The following is a 20060-nucleotide window of genomic DNA, read 5'->3' on the forward strand; positions in this document are numbered from 1 at the left end:
TAAGCCAAAATTACATCAAATACGCGCGCAAGGGGCATGTTGGATTCTTTTTTAACTTTTATTAACCAATTTAATCCATCCTTAACGGAAGTTTCCACACTTCTGACAGTAAGTGGGGGAGTGGATTCTATGGCCATGATGCATTTATTCCACAAAGCGGGACTTCCGGCTGCCGTGGCGCATTGCAACTTTGGTCTGAGAGGGGTTGAGTCGGATGAAGATGAAGCGCTGGTCAGAGAAACGGCTGATATTTATGGGTTTAAGTTTTATGTAACCCGGTTTGAAACCAAAAAATATGCGGATCAGTTTTCCGTGTCCACGCAAATGGCAGCCAGGGATTTGAGGTATACCTGGTTTGAGAAAATAAGGAAGGAAAATCATTACCACTGGGTGGCTACTGCACATCATCTTAATGATTCCATCGAAACGGCTTTGCTTAATCTTTCAAGGGGTACCGGCATTTCCGGATTTCGTGGAGTACCGGTTATAAACCATACCATCGTCCGTCCACTATTGTATGCATCAAGAGATGAAATTTTGGCTTATGCCATGCAGGAGGGCATAAACTGGCGGGAAGATTGTTCCAATGAATCTCTGGATTATCAGCGGAACGTGATCAGGCATAAGGTGATACCGGTACTTAAAGAAATAAATCCTTCGCTGGAAGATAGTTTTGCGGTTACTGCCGAAAGAGTAAGGGCGGCCGACAGGTTGCTGACGGAATTTCTGGAGAACTGGAAAAATCAGATTTTGATTTCAGATGGGAACGAGACACGGATACCCGTTGATAAACTGAGGGAGTCGGGTGAGCCTGTTTACCGATTGTCGTTTATTCTGGAGCCTTACGGGTTCAGATACCGGCAGGTCGAACAAATTTTAAGGTCCAGCGGATCTTCGGGGAAAATATTCTATTCTGAAACAAATCAGTTACTGACAGACAGAAATACGCTGATTTTAAAACCACGGGGCGGAGATCAGCCTTTGGAAGAAATAAAGATCCAGCGTTTTCCTGCTCACTACGCGATGGCAGAGGGGATACTTTCCTTTGAAGATGCCGCTGTTGAAATAAAAGATATCGTCAAATCTGCAAACCATATTTATTTTGACGGAGATCAGATTTCGTATCCGCTAACCGTCAGAAAGTGGCAGCCAGGAGATAAGTTCGCTCCACTGGGAATGGAGGGACGGAAAAAGAAGGTCAGCGACTTGCTGATAGATCTGAAACTGACCGTTTTTCAAAAGGAAAAGGTAAGAGTACTCGTCAACGGGGATGACGAAATTATTTGGGTAATAGGCATCAGGACGGCTCATCGATTTAGAATTCAATCGGATACCAGGCAGGTAGTTACGGGTATTTATGATCCGGTTTTTTCTGATGTTTATAAAAGATAGTCCGACCGCCTATAGACGGTCGGACTATCTTTTAGTGTTGATTCAAAATGATCAGGCAAATAATTTGCCAAGTGAAGTTCCGAATAAGTCCTGAGCTTCGGAGGTAGAAATGATTGTCTGGCCATCTATCATAAGATCCGCCCCGGTAACTTTTCCGATAAGCGCATGAGGTGCTTTCAGGTCAGCACCTAGCATTCTCTGAAATTCTCCCTGATTTTCAGGCTTGATACTTACCAGTACACGGCTTTGAGATTCGCCAAAAAGATAGGCATCTTTGCGGAAATTAGTGTCTGTCGACACCTCAAAACCCAATGTACTGGGCATGGCCGATTCGGCGAGGGCAACAAATAGCCCGCCATCCGAAACGTCGTGTACCGAAACAACCAATCCGCTCAATATCAGTTTTCTGATCGCAGCCTGAACCGAAAATTCTTCGTCCAGATCAAAGGCCGGGGCAGGTGATTTTTTCACCCCGCGAAAACTGTACAGGTACTCCGAAGAGGCGATATCATTTTTAGGGGCTCCGATAAGATAAATCAGGTCACCATCATTTTTGAAGTCGAGGGAAGTCTGATGTTCCGGTTTCTCAACCAGGCCGATCATCCCGATTGTTGGCGTCGGAAAAACAGGCCCGTCATCAGAGCTTTGGTTGTAGAAACTTACGTTTCCTCCGGTAACAGGGGTGCTGAATTTCAAACATGCCACGCTCATGCCTTTTACGGCCTCCACAAACTGCCAGTATACTTCCGGAACATACGGATTTCCAAAATTCAGGTTGTTGGTGACAGCCAGAGGTTCGGCTCCTGAGCATACCAGGTTGCGGGCCGCTTCCGACACGGCAATTTGTGTACCGACAAAGGGATCGGCGTTGACGTACCGCGCATTGCAGTCCACTGTCATTGCGATCGACTTTTCATAATCAGGTCGTTTAATATCTCTGATTCTGACTACCGCAGCATCGGAAGGAGAGTTGGTCGTACGTGTTGCGGTTCCGACCATAGAGTCATACTGCTGGGAAACCCACTGACGCGAACAGATATTGGGGTGAGATAAAAGATGTGTCGCAACCTTTTTGATTTCTTCGGTATCTACATCTTTAATCTCTGAAATTTCAAATTTCTTAAACTCCTGGAAATATGCGGGTTCCCGGTACTCGCGATGGTACTGAGGAGCTCCGCCACCCAGTACCAGATCGTGCGCCGGTACATCGGCGATCAGGTTTCCGTGCTGATAAAAATGCAGACGTTTTGAATCTGTAACTTCGCCAATTTGGGCACAGTGCAGATCCCATTTGTCGAAAATTTCCTGAATGATACCTTCTTTTCCTTTTTCTACAACCACCAGCATACGCTCCTGCGACTCGGAAAGAAGAATTTCCCATCCATGCATATTGGCCTGGCGTGTGGGGACCTTGTCCAAATCAATGATCATCCCGTGGGCGTCCTTCGCGCTCATTTCAGAGGTGGAGCAGATAATACCAGCCGCCCCCATATCTTGTATACCGATCACATGACCGGTGGCAATGATTTCAAGAGTGGCTTCAAGCAGTAATTTTTCCATGAATGGATCACCTACCTGAACGGCAGGTAATTTTTCATTGGATTTGTCAGTGATATCCTCCGAAGCAAACGTTGCGCCGTGGATACCATCTTTCCCTGTGGCTGATCCGACAATAAAAACAGGATTGCCTACACCATAGGAAGTGGCCTTTGCCACCTTGCCAATTTCCACAATGCCAGCAGAAAATGCGTTGACAAGCGGATTTGTGTTATAGGATTCGTCAAAGAAAAGCTCTCCACCCACGGTTGGTATTCCAAAGGCATTTCCGTAGTCGCCAATGCCCTTCACCACACCTTTCACCAGCCATTTGGTTTTTGCCAGTTCGGGATTTCCGAACCTGAGCGAATTGAGCTGGGCAATAGGACGGGCGCCCATGGTGAAGATATCCCTGTTAATCCCCCCCACGCCGGTGGCAGCTCCCTGATAGGGTTCCAGTGCGGAAGGGTGGTTGTGCGATTCAATTTTGAAACTGCAAGCCAGTCCGTCACCAATATCCACCAGTCCGGCATTTTCTTCACCGGCTTTGGCTAACATGCGGTCGCTTTCTTTGGGTAATTTTTTAAGCCAGACGATCGAGTTCTTATAGGAGCAATGCTCGGACCACATCACAGAAAAAATACTCAGTTCCGTGAAGTTGGGTGTACGACCTAAAATGTCCTTTATTTTATCAAACTCTTCTGGAAGAACGCCAAGTTTGCGGGCCGTTTCGACGGTAGGGAGGGCATTGCCATCCTGTATTTCGGTAGTTGACACTTTATTCTGGTTTTACGGTAGTTATTAAATGGCAACGCTAAAACGAACTGCCAAAACTAAGGCGCAAAATTAAGGTATTAGATCAAGAGAAACGATATTGGGATAAAAATTATCAGAAACTATTGTGTATTTATTTTTTCTCATTACTTTTGCACCACATTTAGCACACGGCTAAAGTAGAAAAGAGAGATGGCAGAGTGGTCGATTGCGACGGTCTTGAAAACCGTTGACTGTAACAGGTCCGGGGGTTCGAATCCCTCTCTCTCTGCGGATTTAAGTAAAATGGTCTTTACCATGTAGAAAGCCACTCAGCAAACTGGGTGGCTTTCTTGCTTTTAACATCAAATCTACTTTCCTCACATAACGGTTACGTCAGGGGTTACGTCTAAAATATGCCGGTTACGGCAATTTTTACTCACCACACCAACCTTTAAAAGTACCGTGATTAATCACCTTCCCCCAATGAAAGTGTTGTTCTGGTTTCGCAAGTCGGAAGCCAAAAGCCAAACTCTTAATTCTGATCCTGTTGGAACGATTCAATGTCGAATTACTATCGACAATGATGAAACCGAAATAGGATCGACCCAAATTTCCTGTAAAAAATCTTGTTGGGATTCTACAAACCAAGTTATTCTTGGAAAATTACAACGTATAGTCCGAGCGAACCAGAGGCTGAATGATATTTCATCAAAGCTATACCGGCTCTATGATATACTTAACACCAAATATGAGTTTGTAACAACTCCTGTGGTTAAGGAATATTACCTGAGTAAAAGAAAATTCACTTATAGTATTGCAGAAATCACAGCGGCATTTTTGGAGCACCGCCAGAAGCAAGCGGATCAGAAAGTGATTACGGAATCTACTTTGAGCGTGAATACAAACTACACGAGGCATATCTTGGATTATTGTATGCTGGTAAAGATCTCTAAACCCACCCAAATAGGTGCTACTTTCTTTTCAGATCTGTTCGACTTTATGATTGATGATAACCGCAGTCAGGAAAGATTTGCAAGAAAGGTTACCGCATTTGCCAAGCAGGTGTTAAAGTGGGGGAAAAGAAAGGGCTTATGTCCGCAGCTTACATGCTTTGATGAAGATTTGCCAGGTACAGCGGATTCCGAAGACTATCTCGATACGACCCATTTGAGTATTATTCAGCTTGATAAACTTCTGAGATTTGACTTTAATAAACTGGTAAAGGGCAATATTCTAACCAGAGAAAGTGCTGAAACGCTAGGGGAGGAGCGGGACGCTTTTGTCTTCAACTGTTTTACTGGTATGCACCATTGCGATTATCGTGATAAAAAGTTTCAGCTGGAGTATTATAAAGAAGTGTTGTTCCTTAAAGGTAAAAGAAGAAAGACAAAAAAGCCCTTTGTAATTAAACTTCTTGCACCTGCGGTTGATATCCTTAAGAGATATGGTCATGAGCTTTCAAAGCTTCCTGTCAAAAGCAATCAGAAGCGAAATGCGACCTTAAAACTAGTCGCTCTTTATGCTCAGATACCACTTGTGTTGACCACAAAAATAGCCCGGAAGACATTTTGCGATCTAGCTTTGAATGAAATGATGATGACTCAGGACGATGTGGCAGCTTGCCTGGGATTAAGTTCTACCCGTTATCTTAAGAACTATGGTAGGATACGTGAAAAACGGCTGTTGAAGGTCATGAAGAGCTGGGAATCTCTGCATCAGGCAGCATCCTAAATTATTTGTAAACACCCAGTTTAAGCTGGGTGTTACCTTAGAGAAAGACTCCTCAATAATTCCAAGTCAAACACTCTACCTTTGTTTTGGCCTCTTTCCTTCTCCCATCCACGGCCAGCGTTTTGGTATGATCCTCGGATTTCCATTTGAAGCGGCTGCGATAATCCAGCAGTGCATTTTCCGGATAACTACTCAAAAGAAACTTACCCTTCATTTGTGAGCAGGCTTCCAGCAGATTTATAAAATCCTGCTCAGTGTAACCCTTGTAGGGTCCTTGATCCGAGGACACATAGGGAGGATCCAGGTAAAAGAAGCTTTCCGGGCTATCATAAGCCTTAATGACTTTGAGCACGTCATAGCTCTCAATGGTCACGCGCTTCAGCCTCTGCTGATAATCCTCGGTGAACCGGTTTTTTTGATTGAAAAGCTTCAAAGCACAGGTTCCATGCCTGTCATAACCAAAACCACCACCGATCATGCTGCCAAAGCTCATATTACTTTGAACCCAAACCGACCAGGCACATGCAACGGGATTGGTAACATCCTGCAACTGGGAAATATAAAATTGATCCGATTCTTTGTGCTGTGCCCGGCTATGAAAGGTTTCATCAACCAGGCGCTGAATTTCTTCGAAGTCGTATTTGAGCACTTTGTAGAAGGTCATTAACCGGTTACTGATATCATTGACGACTTCCGCTGGTGAAGGAGCCTTTGCCCAAAACACAGCCCCGCCGCCAAAGAACGGCTCAACATAAAGCTGGTGTGGTGGGATCTTGGGAAGGATGTGGCGAAGCATTTTTTGTTTGCCGCCATAATAAGTAATGGGAGTTTTGAGATTTATTTCCTGTTTCATAGCTAATAGATTTAGCTGCAAAAGGAGAAAAGTTCTAATGGCAGTAAAAGGACACAATAGCGTCAGAAAATTGACATATATTTGAAAAATTGCAGAACCAGCAATTAAAAAACGGCTGTATTATGAATAAAGAATTTAGAGAGGGCATCCTGCTTGGGAGTAAGCACTATGCCAAAATCAACACAATGAGCGATCGTTGGAAGAAAAGAAATGTACCTGCCTTTATCAGAAAAGCATTACTGGTGCCCTATTATATTACAGAAGTAAATGGCTGGCACGAGCTACATATCATTCAATTTCCAATTTGTGATCGCGATAAAGTAGAATTTATCCCTTTTGCCCGATCAAGGATTCATGAAAAAGAATGTTCCGAAATTTCTGATAGCAAAAAATGAAGCTGCAAAACCTGGATCTACTTATCTGGTTCATACACAGCAGCCACCCTTTATTGGTGAGCTTCTTACATTTGATAATTTTGATCAGAGAAATCAGTATATCGAAGATAATCTTAACAAGGAGGTGATCAGTGTTACACACACCTGTCTGCTTGTGATATTAAAGTATTTGGATGAATCCACTCAGAGCAAATCTAAGCCATATTTTGAAAACAAGGTCGTGCACTGGATCATTGCCAACTATTTGAATTCTAGCGTTTTTTAGAAGTAAAAATGTTCAAGCTTTCAAAGGTCCTCACCAAGACAGGCAGTATAGTCATCAGCGCAATTATGACGGTGGTTTTCGTTATATTTTTGTACGGATTTCTTTCAGCTGATTCGTTTGACTGGTATGATTTCGGATTCTTTGTCCTGATGTGGGCAGGGATTTGTTTATTATTCTGGGCTGTATTTAAAATATTGACAATGATAAACAGCCTCGGTGATGGCAAAAAATAAAATATGCTAATTCGCTGTGTTAATCAACTGGTAGGGTTATAAGCTACTCAAAATCAAAGAAGTATAATTACCTTCTAAAAACTTGCACCCTTTTACTGATTTTGATCGGATGTAATTATCTGAAAATCGCGCAGATAGTCAGGCTTTGGTACCGTGTAAATCTTGTTTTTCCCTCTATCGAGCCCGCCCTTTGACATTTTGGAAATTTCCATTTTTAAAAAATCCGAATAGCTGTGAGGTGCCGGGGTGGGTATACTGATGCCAGCCCCGGCTGTTTGGATTTACATGAATGAAAGGTCAAAGCCCGCATCAACAGGCCTGATCCCACCCAGACAGCGCCAGGCGGCGTAGTAGTCTACGGTGTCAGACAGGTGGGTGGCCCGCTCCTGGTCGGCGTCCTTCTTCTCGCTTGACTTGTCCTTCTTGTAGTCGGCTGTCAGTGGTGCACGCTGCATGGATACCAGGGTACTCTTGGCATGAACAGGATGGAAGCGCATGTGAAGCCCGTCCTGACGGCTCTCTGAGAGAATGCCCTGCATAAGTGTATGGATTTCATCCTTTAAAGGATTGTAGGTAAGCGGACATAAAACTACGTCCCAACCCGCCCGTATAAATACATCAGAAAACTCATCGAATAAAGTGATCCAGGTGCCGTCAGCTTTCTTCTTAGACTGTGCACTGGCGTTTAAGCCATTCCTATCCCCGGTGATGTAAATGACCTGCTTTTGATGTTCAGCAAGCTGGGCCAGTAGCTCGGTGGCCAGCGTCTGCGACATGGACATATCAGGCTCTGGTTCTTTGACAAAGCAGTTCATCACGCAATGCTGGGGTTTGCCCCGGTCCTGCCAAAGTGTGCAGCTGGTGAAATAGGCATTGAAATCCACAACGGCCACAACCTCCTGATAAGAGGAATAAAAGTTTTCAAAGTCAATGTCTTCATGACGGTCTGAGAGGGCAGCATAAAAACCATTCGGGATCTTGGTCAAACGTTTTCCCATGACCTCGACATCAAACTCGATCTTGGTCAGCTTCTTTTTGAGGTTGTCTACATAATTGCCGGGAAGAAAAACCAGATTATCACGGGTGGTAACCTGGGTAAATAAATACCGGGTCGGCTCCTCTTTCATCAGATCGTCAATATCAAACATCCATTCTCCTCCGGATCCGTAAGGCGGTGAGGAAAAAATAGAGATCAGCCAGTGCATGGCCGAATCGTATTTCCCTTTGTTGGCCCGGATCCGCCCTTCCAGGATTTTAAGCCAGTCGCGCTTGAACAGAAGGGCTTCATCCATAAAAGCAAAATCATCGTTTCGGCCCCTATGAATATCCGCATTCATTTTATACCCGCAGACCTCGATCACCCAGCCGTTTGGGAAACTGATACAGTTATCCCAGTTGTCAGGCTCCTGCCAGGGCCGCTCCCAATCTGCCGGTGGTTTTCTCCAAAGTACATAATCCCCCTGCTGGGTTTTGAAGTTGTATTCTTTCAGGTCAAAATGCTCACGCCAGACGGATTTAACCCCTGGAAAAATAGACCGCTGAAACTGAGTGACGGTCAGACAGCAGAACTGGCCTTTGGCTTTGGGCAGCTCTTCCTTTGAGACCAGCATCAATAGGGCCATGGCAAAGGATTTGCCCGAACCAATGCCGCCGATCATAGCCGCTGTCTTGGTACCTTCGGCGGAGAGCTCATAAAAGACTGACTCGATGAAGTCGGCCTGTTTGTCGTTTACCTCTATTTCCTGGATCAGATCGCTACTCGACTGTTTCATAGTGTGCTTCCTGGACAATGTCGTCAGAATTAATTTCAGAATTTGAGATCACCGTTTTGCGCTTAATGATGATCTTGGTTGGTTTTTTCTTTTGTTCATCGGGTAGTTTGCTGGTATCATAAGCGCCATCGATCACAGCAGCTTCTTTCAAAAGGTTTTTGTATTCGCGAAGCAGTGCAGCTGCTGCCCGATAGTCTTCGCCCGAATCGCGCAGGCGCTCATAATCCTGGATGACTTTGTCGGCTGTTTTTCGCATGAGCTCGGCATACATAAATTTAATACCGTCCCGGTTTCTGAGCTGGCGCAGATCGGCAAAAACTTCATAGGCCATCGAGAGCAGCTCACGTGCCCTTCGGTCCTGGACTCGGAGCCTGGGATCACTTTTGGCCAGTTTGATCACATCAATATCCGAAAGCCCATCCCTGAGCCAGCCACGTACGATGTCAATCTTTTCAAATGTCTGCTGTTGTTGCATGGAAAGCTCCCGGCCAGTATGCAGGTGCTGGTGGTAAACGTCCATTTCTTCATATACCTTTTCAAGGTACTTATTGTGTTGTCGCATAGGTCATCTCAATGATTTTGGTTTTGTACTCGGCTTTGATGGCTTCCATTTTCAAAAGATCCTGCTGCCAGAGCTCCGCTTTTTTATGGTCCGGAGTCAGTTCCAGTTTCTTTCTGGCCTTGCTGATGTTGGTATTCAGTCTGGCTATTTCCAGTTTGAGCTCTGAGATGCTGGCCGTATCAGCGGTATTGGAGACCACCGCAGGCTTTTTGATTTCAGGCAGCCTGCCTGTTTTGTCAAAGTATTCGATCTTGGCCCTTACCTTCTTCCAGGCATCACGGGCCGTCACAATCTTTTCAATAACCGGGCGCACACCGGCCAGGTCATCGTCCTGGAACTGGTGCAGGGTATTAGACAAAAGAGCAGCTTCCCTGTGCAGGTTGTCGGCCTGAACCAGAAGCTGCTCGATAGCGGATCTGTCGGAAGCTGGTTTTAGCTCACCGACTGCGTTGTTTTCAGCGGGTTGTTTGTGATCGGCTGGATTTGTGGATCCTGGTCGCTGTCCGGTTCCGGATCCAGGTCTTGGTCTTCCATTTTTTTTTCTGACTCCGGATCCAGCGCGGCTTCATACTCCTGGCGTGCCTGCTCCAAAATAGCCAGGTTTGCTTCACTGGGATCGGATCCCGCACGCAGCTGGGCGATCTGATAGTTTGCTTTAAGTTTTTTGATATCCATTTTAAAATTGGTTAGGCTTCAATGGAAGCCGGTTTTTTCTTTGAAACTTCGGCAGCAGGCTGATCTTCTGTGATGCGCCTGTCGCCGTTTTTCTGCATCTGCTGCAGCTCATCCTGGGAGAGGTTTTCAGGCTTTTTGGTCATCCCGTTGATGTGGATCACCAGCTGCTGGTCTTCACTTTGAAATTTTAACATGAGAATAATAAGGAAAGCAGCCCTGCCGGAAATCAGACAGGGTTGGGGTTAAAAATGATTAATCTGCTATCAGAGGGGTCACGTCCAGTGTGACGGTAGGATCCAGCGGGAAGATTGGCACCTGCAGACCGTCCTGTTTGGCAGTGAAGGTGACTTCTTTTCTGGAAGTTCCTTTTTCAGGCATTACACCTTTTGCTTCAAACATCATCGGCACGTACTTCTGGCCGACCCAGTACATTTTATCATCATTACCCACCACAACCACATTCACAGGTGCTTCGTACATCAGTGCCGTCAGTTTGACAATGTCCTTATCATAACCGATCACTTTAAACTCGATGCTTTGCGTGAAACCACCACCGACCTTCATTTCGGTATCAAACTTGGTGGTATCATACCAGGCTTCGATCTCGACAAACTTTTTGCCCGTTACCAGCGGGATCTCCCCAGTAAACTGACCCATGGTTTTGGCCAGCTCATAAGTCAGAAATTCACTTTCCAGATCTTCGGTCAAAACGATGTAGAGCCTTTTGGCACCACCCATGGTAGGACTCTGGCATTTACGTTTCAGACCAACCAGTGGTGAGCAGTAAGCCGCATCATCGGGCAGAATGGAAATACCGGCAAAATGCTCCATGGTCCAGGCGCCTGCCGAAGCAGCCAGAAAACCGGCCAGCGGGTTATCCGTCATCCAGGTGACAGCTGCGGCCAGAGTGATCAGGCCCAAAGCCAGAAATACTTTCAAATACGTTTTCATTGTTAAAATCAATTGTTTTGGTGTGTGTTAATTAAGTTGGACCCGAAGGCCTCAAAAAGGAGACGTGTCTCCCCCGGATGGCCTCAAAAAGGGGACGAGTCCCCTAGATTAGGTCGTTTAGGAAAATCCAGTCCGGTGATGCGTAGTCAAAGTCCAGACTTGCGCGGAAGGTGATCTGCCAGCTTTTGATCTGCTTGACGATATTCATCGAATAAGCGCCCGGATCCTCATTGGCCACAAACAACAGGTTCTTTTTGGGTGTGATGGCAATGGTATCCTTTCCGGCCAGACCAGGATCCTGCACAAAATGCATGTTGGAATAATCATCCAGTACCGTTGGACGGTCTGCAGGGCCAACGTGTTCTTTGAAAAGCGTACGGCGGTTCTTGCGGTATTTGTCGTAAGCGGTCTGAGAGCAGTAAACGTTCAGATCTTCCACCAGCATTTTGGGACGAACAGAAGCAACCAGATCCGCTACCCCGTTGAACTGATCATAAGCGTTGGTATTGGTCAGGGCCGTTCCGTCAAAAACGTGTGATGCCAGAATATCCCCGGATACACTTCTGCCGTTGGTGAACTTGGTGATAAAACCGTCAGTGAGCGAGAGTGCACCGGCACCGGCTGCATTGTGAACCCCTTGCCAGGCTGTCTGTAGACGCACAAATTCAAAGTGAGAGGCGATCACATGACGCAGGAAGAACAGCTCAAAAGGGTTGGCGTTCACTTCCGAGAGCGTACGGCCTGGAGTTTTCAGCCAGCCCAGGTAGGTCTGGTAGATCTTTTTGATATCCGACAGGGTGAACTCGATGTCGATGTCCGCTTCTTTGAAGGAAACAAAACGGCTTCTGACATCGAGCACGTTTTTACCGTCAAAGTTATCGGAAGCAGGTTTCCAGCCATCTTTTACCGACAGGCTGATCAACGCTGTTTTATCGCGGGAGGTGACTACTGTAAAATCCCGGCCCAGGCTTTCGGCACCGTGCAGGATCGTTTCCTGAATAACCGAGCCGTTAAACTCGATGGTACGCATCAGGTCTGCGTGGAAATTGTCAAAATTAATGGTTTGCGAAGGCATAACTTATTTAATTACAGAGGTATGTGTATAGTTAAAAATCGTTGCTCAGGCTTTGCCGTGTGTTTTATGGAATACTTCCAGCGCATGGGCGTTGTAGGAAGTCGCTTCTGAGCTCCCCCTGCTGTTTTCGTCTTCATTGGCTTTACCCTGACCAGCAGCAGCAGCTTTGTCATAGTGGCCTTTGTAGGTATCCCGCTCAGCGGAAACAGCGGCAAGCGTCGCGGTCAGCTCCTTTACTTTGGCAGCACTGGTAGCCAGTGAAGCTGTCAGCTCAATAATCTGCGCGTTAGCAGCAGCCAGGTCAGCAGTCACTTTTTCGTTTCCCTGGCCTTGGGCCGATAGTCTGGCATCCAGCTCACCGGCATCCTGCATGAAGGCATTAAACTCTTCGGTGGAAAGCTTCTCGGAGATGGGTTTTTCAGAGCGGCTGAAAAGCGAGCCGATGATCGCCGTTAAGGCGTTTGGTTTACTCATGTGTGTATAGTGTTAAAAATGATTGTATTACATTCTTGTTGCCAGGCGGATGGCATCCTGCAGGCTTCCGAGTTTGTCGGCCAGGCCCAGCGAAACAGCCTGTTTTCTTTTGTACATTTTGCCAGAGAATACTTCATCGGAAGAGAGTTTTCCGGCGCGGCCACGGCGCACATACCCCACAAAAGCGCGGCGTGCTTCATTGAGATCGGCCTGGATTTCTGAGCGGATTTCTTCTGTCAAAGGCTCATAGGCGTTCAGACGGGCTTTGTCCTGAGAACCATCAGCGCGAAAGATCTCCACCTCGATCCCTTCTTTTTCCAAGGCTTTGGCCTGGTTTGCATACACCATCAGTACCCCGATGCTGCCGATCTCAGAGGAAACAGAATCCTCCATGACAATGGCTTTGGCCTGGCTTAAAGCGAAGACACCTGCGCTGGCACACATACCGTTTACATATCCTACGGAAGGTTTGCTGAAATTGCGGATACTGTCAGCCAGCAGCTCTGTGCTGTCAACCGTGCCGCCTGGTGTGTGGGCATTGATGACGATACCTTTAACAGAAGGTTCAAGATCTGCTCTTTGGATTACCCGGTTTAAAAACTCGTTACCACCCATGCCACAGATCCCGAAGCGGCTCATGGCACCGTTTAAAGAAAGTACGGCGATGGATCCGCCACCGGCTTTGAGCGCATATTTAAGCGTAGCGCCTACATCATCATAATCTCCGCTTGCATCAAATGAAGAGATAGCAGCCGATTGTTTGAATTGGCCGGGAATGGGATCAATACCTGCTTTGAGCCTTGGCAGTATCACTGCCTGCATCCTGCTGGCAAAAGCTGGCTCGATGTACCAAAGTCCTGAAAATGTTTCTGCGTTCACACCTACCGGGGATTATGTTTCCGTTTGATAGTGTGAAGGTGGGGGGGATGGTGGTGAGGAGAAAGGACGGAAAGGAAGTGCAGCCAAGTAAAATTTGATTACACAGTACTTTAAACATTACTTAAACTGATATGTTTGAAGATTAGCCAGCACAGTACAAAATTGTCGGATGTATGTGTGACCTTTAATGTGTAAAATTTTATAGAAACCTAAAATTCAATCATAAACCTTCCTTTCATGAAAATAGCGCATATTACGGATTATCATTATAACCCATCTAATCCTGCTAGCCAAGTGAAGCTAGTTAATAATTTATTACAAAAATTAAAGCAAGAAAAAGTAGATATACTGTTCTTCACAGGGGATTTAGTGGATAAAGGGGGACTCAACGGCACAACATTTACAAAAGCAAAAGAATCACTTCTAAAAAGAATAATTGATGAAGGCGTTGTTGAACATGATATGATATTTATATGTTGTGGAAATCATGATGTTGTTAGAGTAAATGAATTACCAGCGATTAAAACTCATCTTGATGCTATAACTTCAATAGAACAACTAAATAAGTTTGTATCTGACAGAAAACAATTTAAAGAAAGTGTCAAAAATCATCGTGATTATCTAAAAATACAAGATGAAATTCTCAATAATATTGATGATGAAAAAACTCCTCTCTATACCATACATAAAAGAATATTTAAAGAAAAGAAAATTGGAGTTGCTTCAATTAACACAGCATGGAGATCCTTTTCTGACAGTGATAATAAAAATCTTCTTTATCCCCCTATTTTTATTGAGAAAATAGTGAATAAATTGCAGGATACGGATATTAGATTCATTTTGATGCATCATCCATTATCACATACTAAAGACTTCGTATTTTATGAACTGGAAAGCTTAGTATATTCAAATTTTCAGTATCTATTCTCTGGACACACTCATACTGATAGAATTGAAACTCAGATATCAGGGGAAGAAGGTATATTCTGTTGTGTATCTCCATCTACCATAACTTATGGATATAGCGACGCTAAAACTGGATTCACAATAGTCGAAGTTGATGATGATAACTTTTATGATACAAATGTGAAAAAATATATATATGACAAGAGTAATGGAATTTTTTATCAATCTCAACATTTGAGTGTACAGGTTCCTGTGAATGAGCAAAAGCTAGAAATCATCAAATTGAAAAAAACTACTAGAGTTTTGTTCTCAAAGTATCGTGATGATGCAAATGATTTAGTCCTTTCTGCATATGATTCACGTGGAGATAGTAAATCATTTTTAGAAATATTTACGAATCCCGCGTTAAAAAGCAAATCTAAGACGGAAATTTCAAGCTCAAAGGACTCTGCTAACAACATTGATTTTAAATTACTTTTAGAAGAAAACAATTATGTAATATTTGGAAAAAGTAAAAGTGGAAGAACTACAATTCTATATAAGATTATGCTAGATGTACTGTCCAGCTTTCCTTCTTCGAAAATAATTCCGTTATATTTTGACGCGAAGGGATATACTAATAATGGTAAGAAAATTGATTTCTTCAAGTTAATTTCCAAAGATTTTTCAATAACCTACAGATCCGCTAGTGAATTGACGAGCAAATATCATATCAAACTCCTAATTGATAATTATTCAACAGAGTATCATGATCTCACTAGGGATATTAATGAATTTATAAAAAAATATAATTCATCATTAATTATTTGTGCGGAAGAAAGAGTTTTATTAAGCTATGACCCTATTAAAATGTTTTCTTTTGAATATGCAAATTTATATATTCATGAAATTACGCGTAAAGGCATGCGGTCATTGGTCAAAAAATGGTCAGACGTATCCAAAGAGTCAGAAGAAATACTGTTAAATAAAATAGAAAAAGTATTTAAACAATTAAATATTCAATTCAACTTTTGGTCAATTTCACTATTTCTTTGGATTTTTAATAAAACCAATAATGTTACTTTAAATAACAATGTCGAATTAATACAATTATATGTTGATGAATTATTGGATAAAACTGGTTTAACTCTTGATAGAAATATTAAAATAAAATTTGAGGAATTAAAAACCTACTTATCAAATTTGGCGTTTTTTTTTCTTAATAATGGAAATCAATCCGGTTATTCCGCTTCTTATTCCGATATTATAAGATTTACTGAGGAATACAGAGAGAAAACAATAAGATTTGTTATAGGTGTAGAAGAACTGTTTCAGTTGTTAAAATTGAAAGGAATAATAGTTAAATCTGTAAATGAACACTACACTTTTAGATTAAATGGTGTATTTGAATATTTTATTGCGTATTATATGCGAGAAAATTCTAATTATAAAAATGAAATCTTACATGATGTAAATTATTTATCATTTGGAAATGAATTTGAATTATATGCTGGATTTGAAGGGAATGATATAAACTTTATAGAGGATCTATTTAAAATAACTAAAGATATTTATTGTTCAACCAATAATAAATATGGTAATAAAAATGAAATTGATGGCGTTTTAATAAAAAAATTCGAGGATTTTATTGGAGTTAAAATCACATTGTCTCTTAAAGAGCAATTTGATAAGGGAATGGAGGCTCTTGAACCAGAAGAAAAGGATGAAATGATGGATGAATTTAGGCCAATTAATGTCTCAACCGAAGAGGTGAAACTTAAGGAATCCTACATTGAGATTCAAGGTACTGTAGAAAACTTGGAAAGAAGTCTAAGGATTTTATCTCGAGTTTTTCGAAATAGTTCTTTTGACAATATAGATCTAAGTAGCAGATTGTTGGATTTTATATTGCTTAGCTCTTGTCATTTAGGTTTTTTCATTGTCGACAGTATTAAGGAAGAAAATTTTTGGCCGCCAAATGATAATAAGGATCGGGAGAAAAGTGAGGCGTTATTGCAAATGACTGTTAGATTTATGCCTTTGATTATTAATACATTTTTAACTGACGCTTTGGCGCAAGATAATTTGGAGAGATTGATTAAGAGAAAGTTGGAAGAGTTAAAGAATTCGGACAAAAATGAGTTTCAAACTATGCTACTATATTTTTTATTAATTGACACTAACCCGACAAAGGGAATTTTATATGTGAGGGAACTTATTTCAAAAATACAATTAGGAATTTTAAGGCATACCATTCTAATTAAGTTATATACTTATTTGGTTTTTTTCTCGTTCGGGAATAAGGATTTTCAAAGTGAGCTAAAAGAATGTATTAGAGAATTACATATTTTAATTGACCCCAAATCGGGACCACATATCTCAAAGAGCATTGATAGTTTGGTAAAGAGAGCCTTGCTTGAGAATAATAAAAATTCATAAAGTTGTATAAAATATGAGGTGATATTATATACAGCCGCATATTTGAACTACTTATTGCTTTCCCCTTACTCCACCCACCACTTCCCCCCAAACACCCTAAGCACGACAAACACCACCCAAACCTGCACGGATCCCACCCCGGCCTGTCTGCAGTTAAAAACAAACTGCAGATCGGCCAGCAGCCTGGCTTTTTGAGCGCCGAACTGGGCTTCGCCGATGCGGTAGTCGTAAAGATAATCATGCAGGATGGCTGCATTGGCCATTTTACCATGCGGCGGTAGCAGACTCCATAGCCAGCGCGGAACGCTGGCAAAGTCGGTGATAAAACCTTTGGGAATTACGGTTTGAAGATCTCCCCAATGAAAAGAACAGTCCTCAGTCACTTCAAACCAATCCAGCTTTGCAGCTGGATCGGTGCACTTTCGCAGTCTTATGTCTGGGTACTCGCTCATCACCAGTACCTGTTCTGTGCTATTCCATTTGTTACTCCTTTTTCGATGAAGGGCAGCAGCAAAGGAAAAGCACCGTTATAAATGGCGATGAACTCGGGAAAGATGGTCTGCATATCGGCAGGGCCGTTCACAAAGTTTCCGTCCAGGTCCACGAAGGTATCCATGGCCGCACGCAGGATCACAGTCCTGGCTTCGGTCCGTGCCCGCAGGCTACCGTCCGGATTTTCGATCCGGGAGCAGGTCACCAGGGCCACTTCCTGGTTTTTGAGTGAAATGTTGATATCCCAGACTTCGATCTTGTGAATGCAATCAGCGAAATCGGGATGGGGCAAGGCATCAATGGTGTGGATCATAATTAGGAGTAAGCTGCTGTGGTGATGCGGCGGATGGTGCCGTTGGATTTAAAATAAAGATCGTTGTTGGTCGGTGAGACCACTGTTTCCCCTTCCCAGACGGCGGCGTCTGTGGAGCTGGTAGGGTGGTAGCGGCGCATGTTTTGAATCAGGCGGACCACACCACCACGTTTGGCATAGATCTGGTTGGTGGTGGGACTGATGACCACTTCGCCCTCACTGACGTTACCATCACTGCTGCCTGTCGGATGATAAGATCTAAGTATGATACGGTCACCGGTTATGCTGTATTCAACAGCATTGGATCCGGCTACAAAAGATCCACCCGAAATGGACGATCTGCGGTAACGGGCCAGTTTATTGAATCCATCAGGATTTAGTCCGTTGGCACCTCCCATCACAAAGATGGTGTTGGCCCCACCGTTGATAGTGCCCGGCCCCACCACGTTAACGGCTGCATACCTATCACAATCGCCCATTCCCCGGCTGGCTAGCCCAATAGCCCCCTGGTTGCTTCTGTAATAATACTGGTCCCCGTTTCCGGTACTGCCGCCGTGTGCTTCCACAGTGATGGTGCCGGAATTATAAATATTAAGCTCAAAACCAAAAAAGTTGATTTTGTAGGTACCATCACCGACATTGACACTGGCACCATCGAGTATCCCTACCACTTTTTTGAATGTGAGTGTTACACCAGGTCCTACCTGCATAAACACAAAGGGTATGCGTAAAGCAGTATTGACAGTAATTTCCGTATTCCCCACAATGTTGATGTCCAGGCTCTGGGTTTTGTCATTATGCAGTTGGATGACACGTGCCATGGTTTTCACCCGGCCCGTAGCGGCGTTGTGATCATTGGTGGTTCCCGTCCTGGCATCATTTCCGTTGACGCCATCGACATAGATCGTGGATGTGAGGTTCAGGCTGCGGGCTACCAGTGAAGCGGTGGTGGCATCACAGGCGGCAACCGCCTGACTGACCTGTCCACGCATGCCCGCCCACATGAGCTTAAGACAGCTTCGGATAACAGCCGCCGTATTGACCTGAGGGGCGGCAGGCGGAGCACTTTTGATATTTGAATCAATGATCCCATTGATCTGGGCGTCATCATAATTCCAGGGCATGATAATAAAGAATATAGTGTGTTAAGAAAAACTCAGATCAAAACTGTAATCAAACTCATGGGAAGGGAAAAGAATGGCAGGATCCACCGTGTCGAGCCAAAGCACAGGATGCCAGTTCACGCCCGAAAACAAAAGCTGTTGAGAGCTGACCGAAGCCACCGAGCGCCCCCAGCCCAAACGAAGCCCATTGCTTTTGGTACCTGCCAGATAACAATTACCGGCAGTGTCCCGAAAAAAAGCCACAAAACGCTGCTTGCCATTTTGGTAAACCCACTCGGTCACATCGCTGGCAAGGGTAACCACAGGAACCGAGATCTGACAGCTGTAAGTTTCTCCGTTCACACCATAAGCCAGACCCTCAGAAAAAGAAGCGGTTTTGCTTCGTAGTTTAATCTGGATCACCTTGCCATCCAGCCAAAGCGGATGCACAGGCGAAAGCACAGAACCCGGATAGACATCATAAGCCACATGCTGGCAGCTGATCAAATACAGATGCGTCAGCCAGCCAGCCGCAACCGCCCCGCCGTTTTTTACCCCGATACTTTCCAAAGCAGCAAACATGCCCGAAAGATCCAGCTAAACCCCACCACTTAAAAGGACACGGGGGGACGCGTCCCCTTTTTATAAAATAAAATAAAAACCGCCATAGGGATCACCCAGGGCGGTTTTTGTATTCAAACAAGGCGGACAAGTTACGCGGCTAATTTACAATAAAGGAAAACGTGTTACCTTTTATAAATCACCGGTACTTCTCACGCGTACATTTTGGCTGACTTTCGCACTTTTTTGGCAATGTGATCCCTGAAAATCTTGCGGGCAGTCTGATAGTCGATGTCTACATCCCGGATGATGCCGCGCTTTTCCAGAAAGCGCGAAACCAACGGGCCATAATCGCAGCCCACAAGTTCATAAGTCCCCTGCACCTCATTGATCAGGCTACGGCGGAACATCTTCTCCATGTACTTGGCCAGTTGTGGTAGTTTCTGGTGGCTGATATCCAGCGCCTGCACATGCGTGTAATATTCGATGCTTAGCGTACTCTTACCGCTGCTGACCACAGGCTTTTGTGTGTAAAGGATGGGCTGGGATAACAGGTGGATCAATTCACCCAGATCCGAGTGTTTGTCAACGTGTATCTGGTCTGTCCCGTTCTTTTTCTGATAACCGTCAAATTCAAACATGAAGTACTTTTTAACGTGGACGGGCAGCTCAACAACGATTCTTTTGATCATTCTAAAATATATTTTTAATACACCTA

20 protein-coding genes and 1 tRNA gene are annotated in these 20060 nt (G+C 44.1%); 5 read left to right on the plus strand and 16 right to left on the minus strand.

Translation table 11 applies throughout. The annotated features are described in order from the left end of the window. The first annotated feature begins 36 nt into the window (after positions 1 to 36). Entirely contained in the window at positions 37 to 1392 is a 1356-nt protein-coding gene (gene tilS, locus KOE27_RS04285) for a tRNA lysidine(34) synthetase TilS (protein ID WP_215237600.1), read from the plus strand. 51 nt (positions 1393 to 1443) lie between these two features. On the opposite strand, the gene purL is transcribed toward tilS, so the two are convergent. Beyond that, positions 1444 to 3705 (minus strand): phosphoribosylformylglycinamidine synthase subunit PurL, encoded by a 2262-nt coding sequence (purL, locus tag KOE27_RS04290; RefSeq protein ID WP_229252638.1) that lies wholly within the window; start codon positions 3703 to 3705, stop codon positions 1444 to 1446. Between the two features lie 183 nt (positions 3706 to 3888). Here purL and KOE27_RS04295 point away from each other — a divergent pair. Together KOE27_RS04295 and KOE27_RS04300 are read left to right on the plus strand one after the other, a co-directional pair. Continuing rightward, positions 3889 to 3973 (plus strand) — tRNA-Ser (locus KOE27_RS04295). Positions 3974 to 4167: 194 nt separating this feature from the next. Then, the gene (locus KOE27_RS04300; protein ID WP_215237601.1) at positions 4168 to 5415 is read left to right on the plus strand and encodes a site-specific integrase; all 1248 of its coding nucleotides are present in this window, start codon (positions 4168 to 4170) and stop codon (positions 5413 to 5415) included. Between the two features lie 52 nt (positions 5416 to 5467). Here the strand turns inward: KOE27_RS04300 and KOE27_RS04305 are convergent, their stop codons facing one another. After that, positions 5468 to 6268: a DNA adenine methylase gene (locus KOE27_RS04305; RefSeq protein WP_215237602.1), complete on the minus strand. Its 801-nt coding sequence runs from the start codon at positions 6266 to 6268 to the stop codon at positions 5468 to 5470. Between the two features lie 122 nt (positions 6269 to 6390). Between KOE27_RS04305 and KOE27_RS04310 the strand changes: the two genes are divergently transcribed. Beyond that, entirely contained in the window at positions 6391 to 6663 is a 273-nt protein-coding gene (locus tag KOE27_RS04310) for a hypothetical protein (protein ID WP_215237603.1), read from the plus strand. Between the two features lie 779 nt (positions 6664 to 7442). On the opposite strand, the gene KOE27_RS04315 is transcribed toward KOE27_RS04310, so the two are convergent. From KOE27_RS04315 to KOE27_RS04355, 9 genes are all read right to left on the minus strand, one after another. Continuing rightward, the gene (locus KOE27_RS04315; protein WP_215237604.1) at positions 7443 to 8933 is read right to left on the minus strand and encodes a terminase large subunit domain-containing protein; all 1491 of its coding nucleotides are present in this window, start codon (positions 8931 to 8933) and stop codon (positions 7443 to 7445) included. Beyond that, positions 8917 to 9495, minus strand: a complete 579-nt coding sequence (locus KOE27_RS04320; RefSeq protein ID WP_215237605.1) for a hypothetical protein — start codon at positions 9493 to 9495, stop codon at positions 8917 to 8919. The genes KOE27_RS04315 and KOE27_RS04320 overlap by 17 nt, the downstream gene beginning before the upstream one ends. Then, on the minus strand, positions 9479 to 9853 hold the full coding sequence (locus KOE27_RS04325) for a hypothetical protein (protein WP_215237606.1): 375 nt from the start codon (positions 9851 to 9853) through the stop codon (positions 9479 to 9481). Before KOE27_RS04325 ends, KOE27_RS04320 begins: the two co-directional genes overlap by 17 nt. Before the next feature lie 74 nt (positions 9854 to 9927). Beyond that, entirely contained in the window at positions 9928 to 10170 is a 243-nt protein-coding gene (locus KOE27_RS04330; protein ID WP_215237607.1) for a hypothetical protein, read from the minus strand. 11 nt (positions 10171 to 10181) lie between these two features. Continuing rightward, complete coding sequence (locus tag KOE27_RS04335) at positions 10182 to 10364, minus strand: hypothetical protein (protein WP_215237608.1); 183 nt, start codon at positions 10362 to 10364, stop codon at positions 10182 to 10184. 58 nt (positions 10365 to 10422) lie between these two features. Continuing rightward, a complete protein-coding gene (locus tag KOE27_RS04340) occupies positions 10423 to 11121 on the minus strand; it encodes a hypothetical protein (protein WP_215237609.1) in 699 nt (232 codons plus the stop codon). A 103-nt stretch (positions 11122 to 11224) separates the two neighbouring features. Next, positions 11225 to 12196, minus strand: a complete 972-nt coding sequence (locus KOE27_RS04345; protein WP_215237610.1) for a hypothetical protein — start codon at positions 12194 to 12196, stop codon at positions 11225 to 11227. A gap of 45 nt (positions 12197 to 12241) precedes the next feature. Continuing rightward, positions 12242 to 12670 carry a hypothetical protein gene (locus tag KOE27_RS04350; protein ID WP_215237611.1) on the minus strand — a complete coding sequence of 143 codons (429 nt, stop codon included), beginning with the start codon at positions 12668 to 12670 and terminating at the stop codon, positions 12242 to 12244. A gap of 27 nt (positions 12671 to 12697) precedes the next feature. After that, entirely contained in the window at positions 12698 to 13549 is an 852-nt protein-coding gene (locus tag KOE27_RS04355; RefSeq protein ID WP_215237612.1) for a S49 family peptidase, read from the minus strand. A 237-nt stretch (positions 13550 to 13786) separates the two neighbouring features. On the opposite strand from KOE27_RS04355, the gene KOE27_RS04360 reads away from it, so the two are divergent. After that, positions 13787 to 16873, plus strand: coding sequence for a metallophosphoesterase (locus KOE27_RS04360; RefSeq protein WP_215237613.1), 3087 nt, complete (start codon positions 13787 to 13789; stop codon positions 16871 to 16873). 65 nt (positions 16874 to 16938) lie between these two features. On the opposite strand, the gene KOE27_RS04365 is transcribed toward KOE27_RS04360, so the two are convergent. The 5 genes from KOE27_RS04365 to KOE27_RS04385 all read right to left on the minus strand — a co-directional run bounded on the left by KOE27_RS04365 (position 16939) and on the right by KOE27_RS04385 (position 20034). After that, positions 16939 to 17325 (minus strand): DUF1353 domain-containing protein, encoded by a 387-nt coding sequence (locus KOE27_RS04365; protein ID WP_215237614.1) that lies wholly within the window; start codon positions 17323 to 17325, stop codon positions 16939 to 16941. Beyond that, a complete protein-coding gene (locus KOE27_RS04370) occupies positions 17325 to 17678 on the minus strand; it encodes a hypothetical protein (protein WP_215237615.1) in 354 nt (117 codons plus the stop codon). Before KOE27_RS04370 ends, KOE27_RS04365 begins: the two co-directional genes overlap by 1 nt. A 2-nt stretch (positions 17679 to 17680) precedes the next feature. Further along, the gene (locus KOE27_RS04375; RefSeq protein ID WP_215237616.1) at positions 17681 to 18802 is read right to left on the minus strand and encodes a hypothetical protein; all 1122 of its coding nucleotides are present in this window, start codon (positions 18800 to 18802) and stop codon (positions 17681 to 17683) included. A gap of 21 nt (positions 18803 to 18823) precedes the next feature. After that, positions 18824 to 19363 carry a hypothetical protein gene (locus KOE27_RS04380; protein ID WP_215237617.1) on the minus strand — a complete coding sequence of 180 codons (540 nt, stop codon included), beginning with the start codon at positions 19361 to 19363 and terminating at the stop codon, positions 18824 to 18826. Positions 19364 to 19554: 191 nt separating this feature from the next. Beyond that, positions 19555 to 20034: a hypothetical protein gene (locus tag KOE27_RS04385; RefSeq protein ID WP_215237618.1), complete on the minus strand. Its 480-nt coding sequence runs from the start codon at positions 20032 to 20034 to the stop codon at positions 19555 to 19557. Positions 20035 to 20060 lie beyond the last annotated feature (26 nt).

This window comes from Dyadobacter sp. CECT 9275 (assembly GCF_907164905.1).
In the GTDB taxonomy this organism is placed as follows: domain Bacteria; phylum Bacteroidota; class Bacteroidia; order Cytophagales; family Spirosomataceae; genus Dyadobacter; species Dyadobacter helix.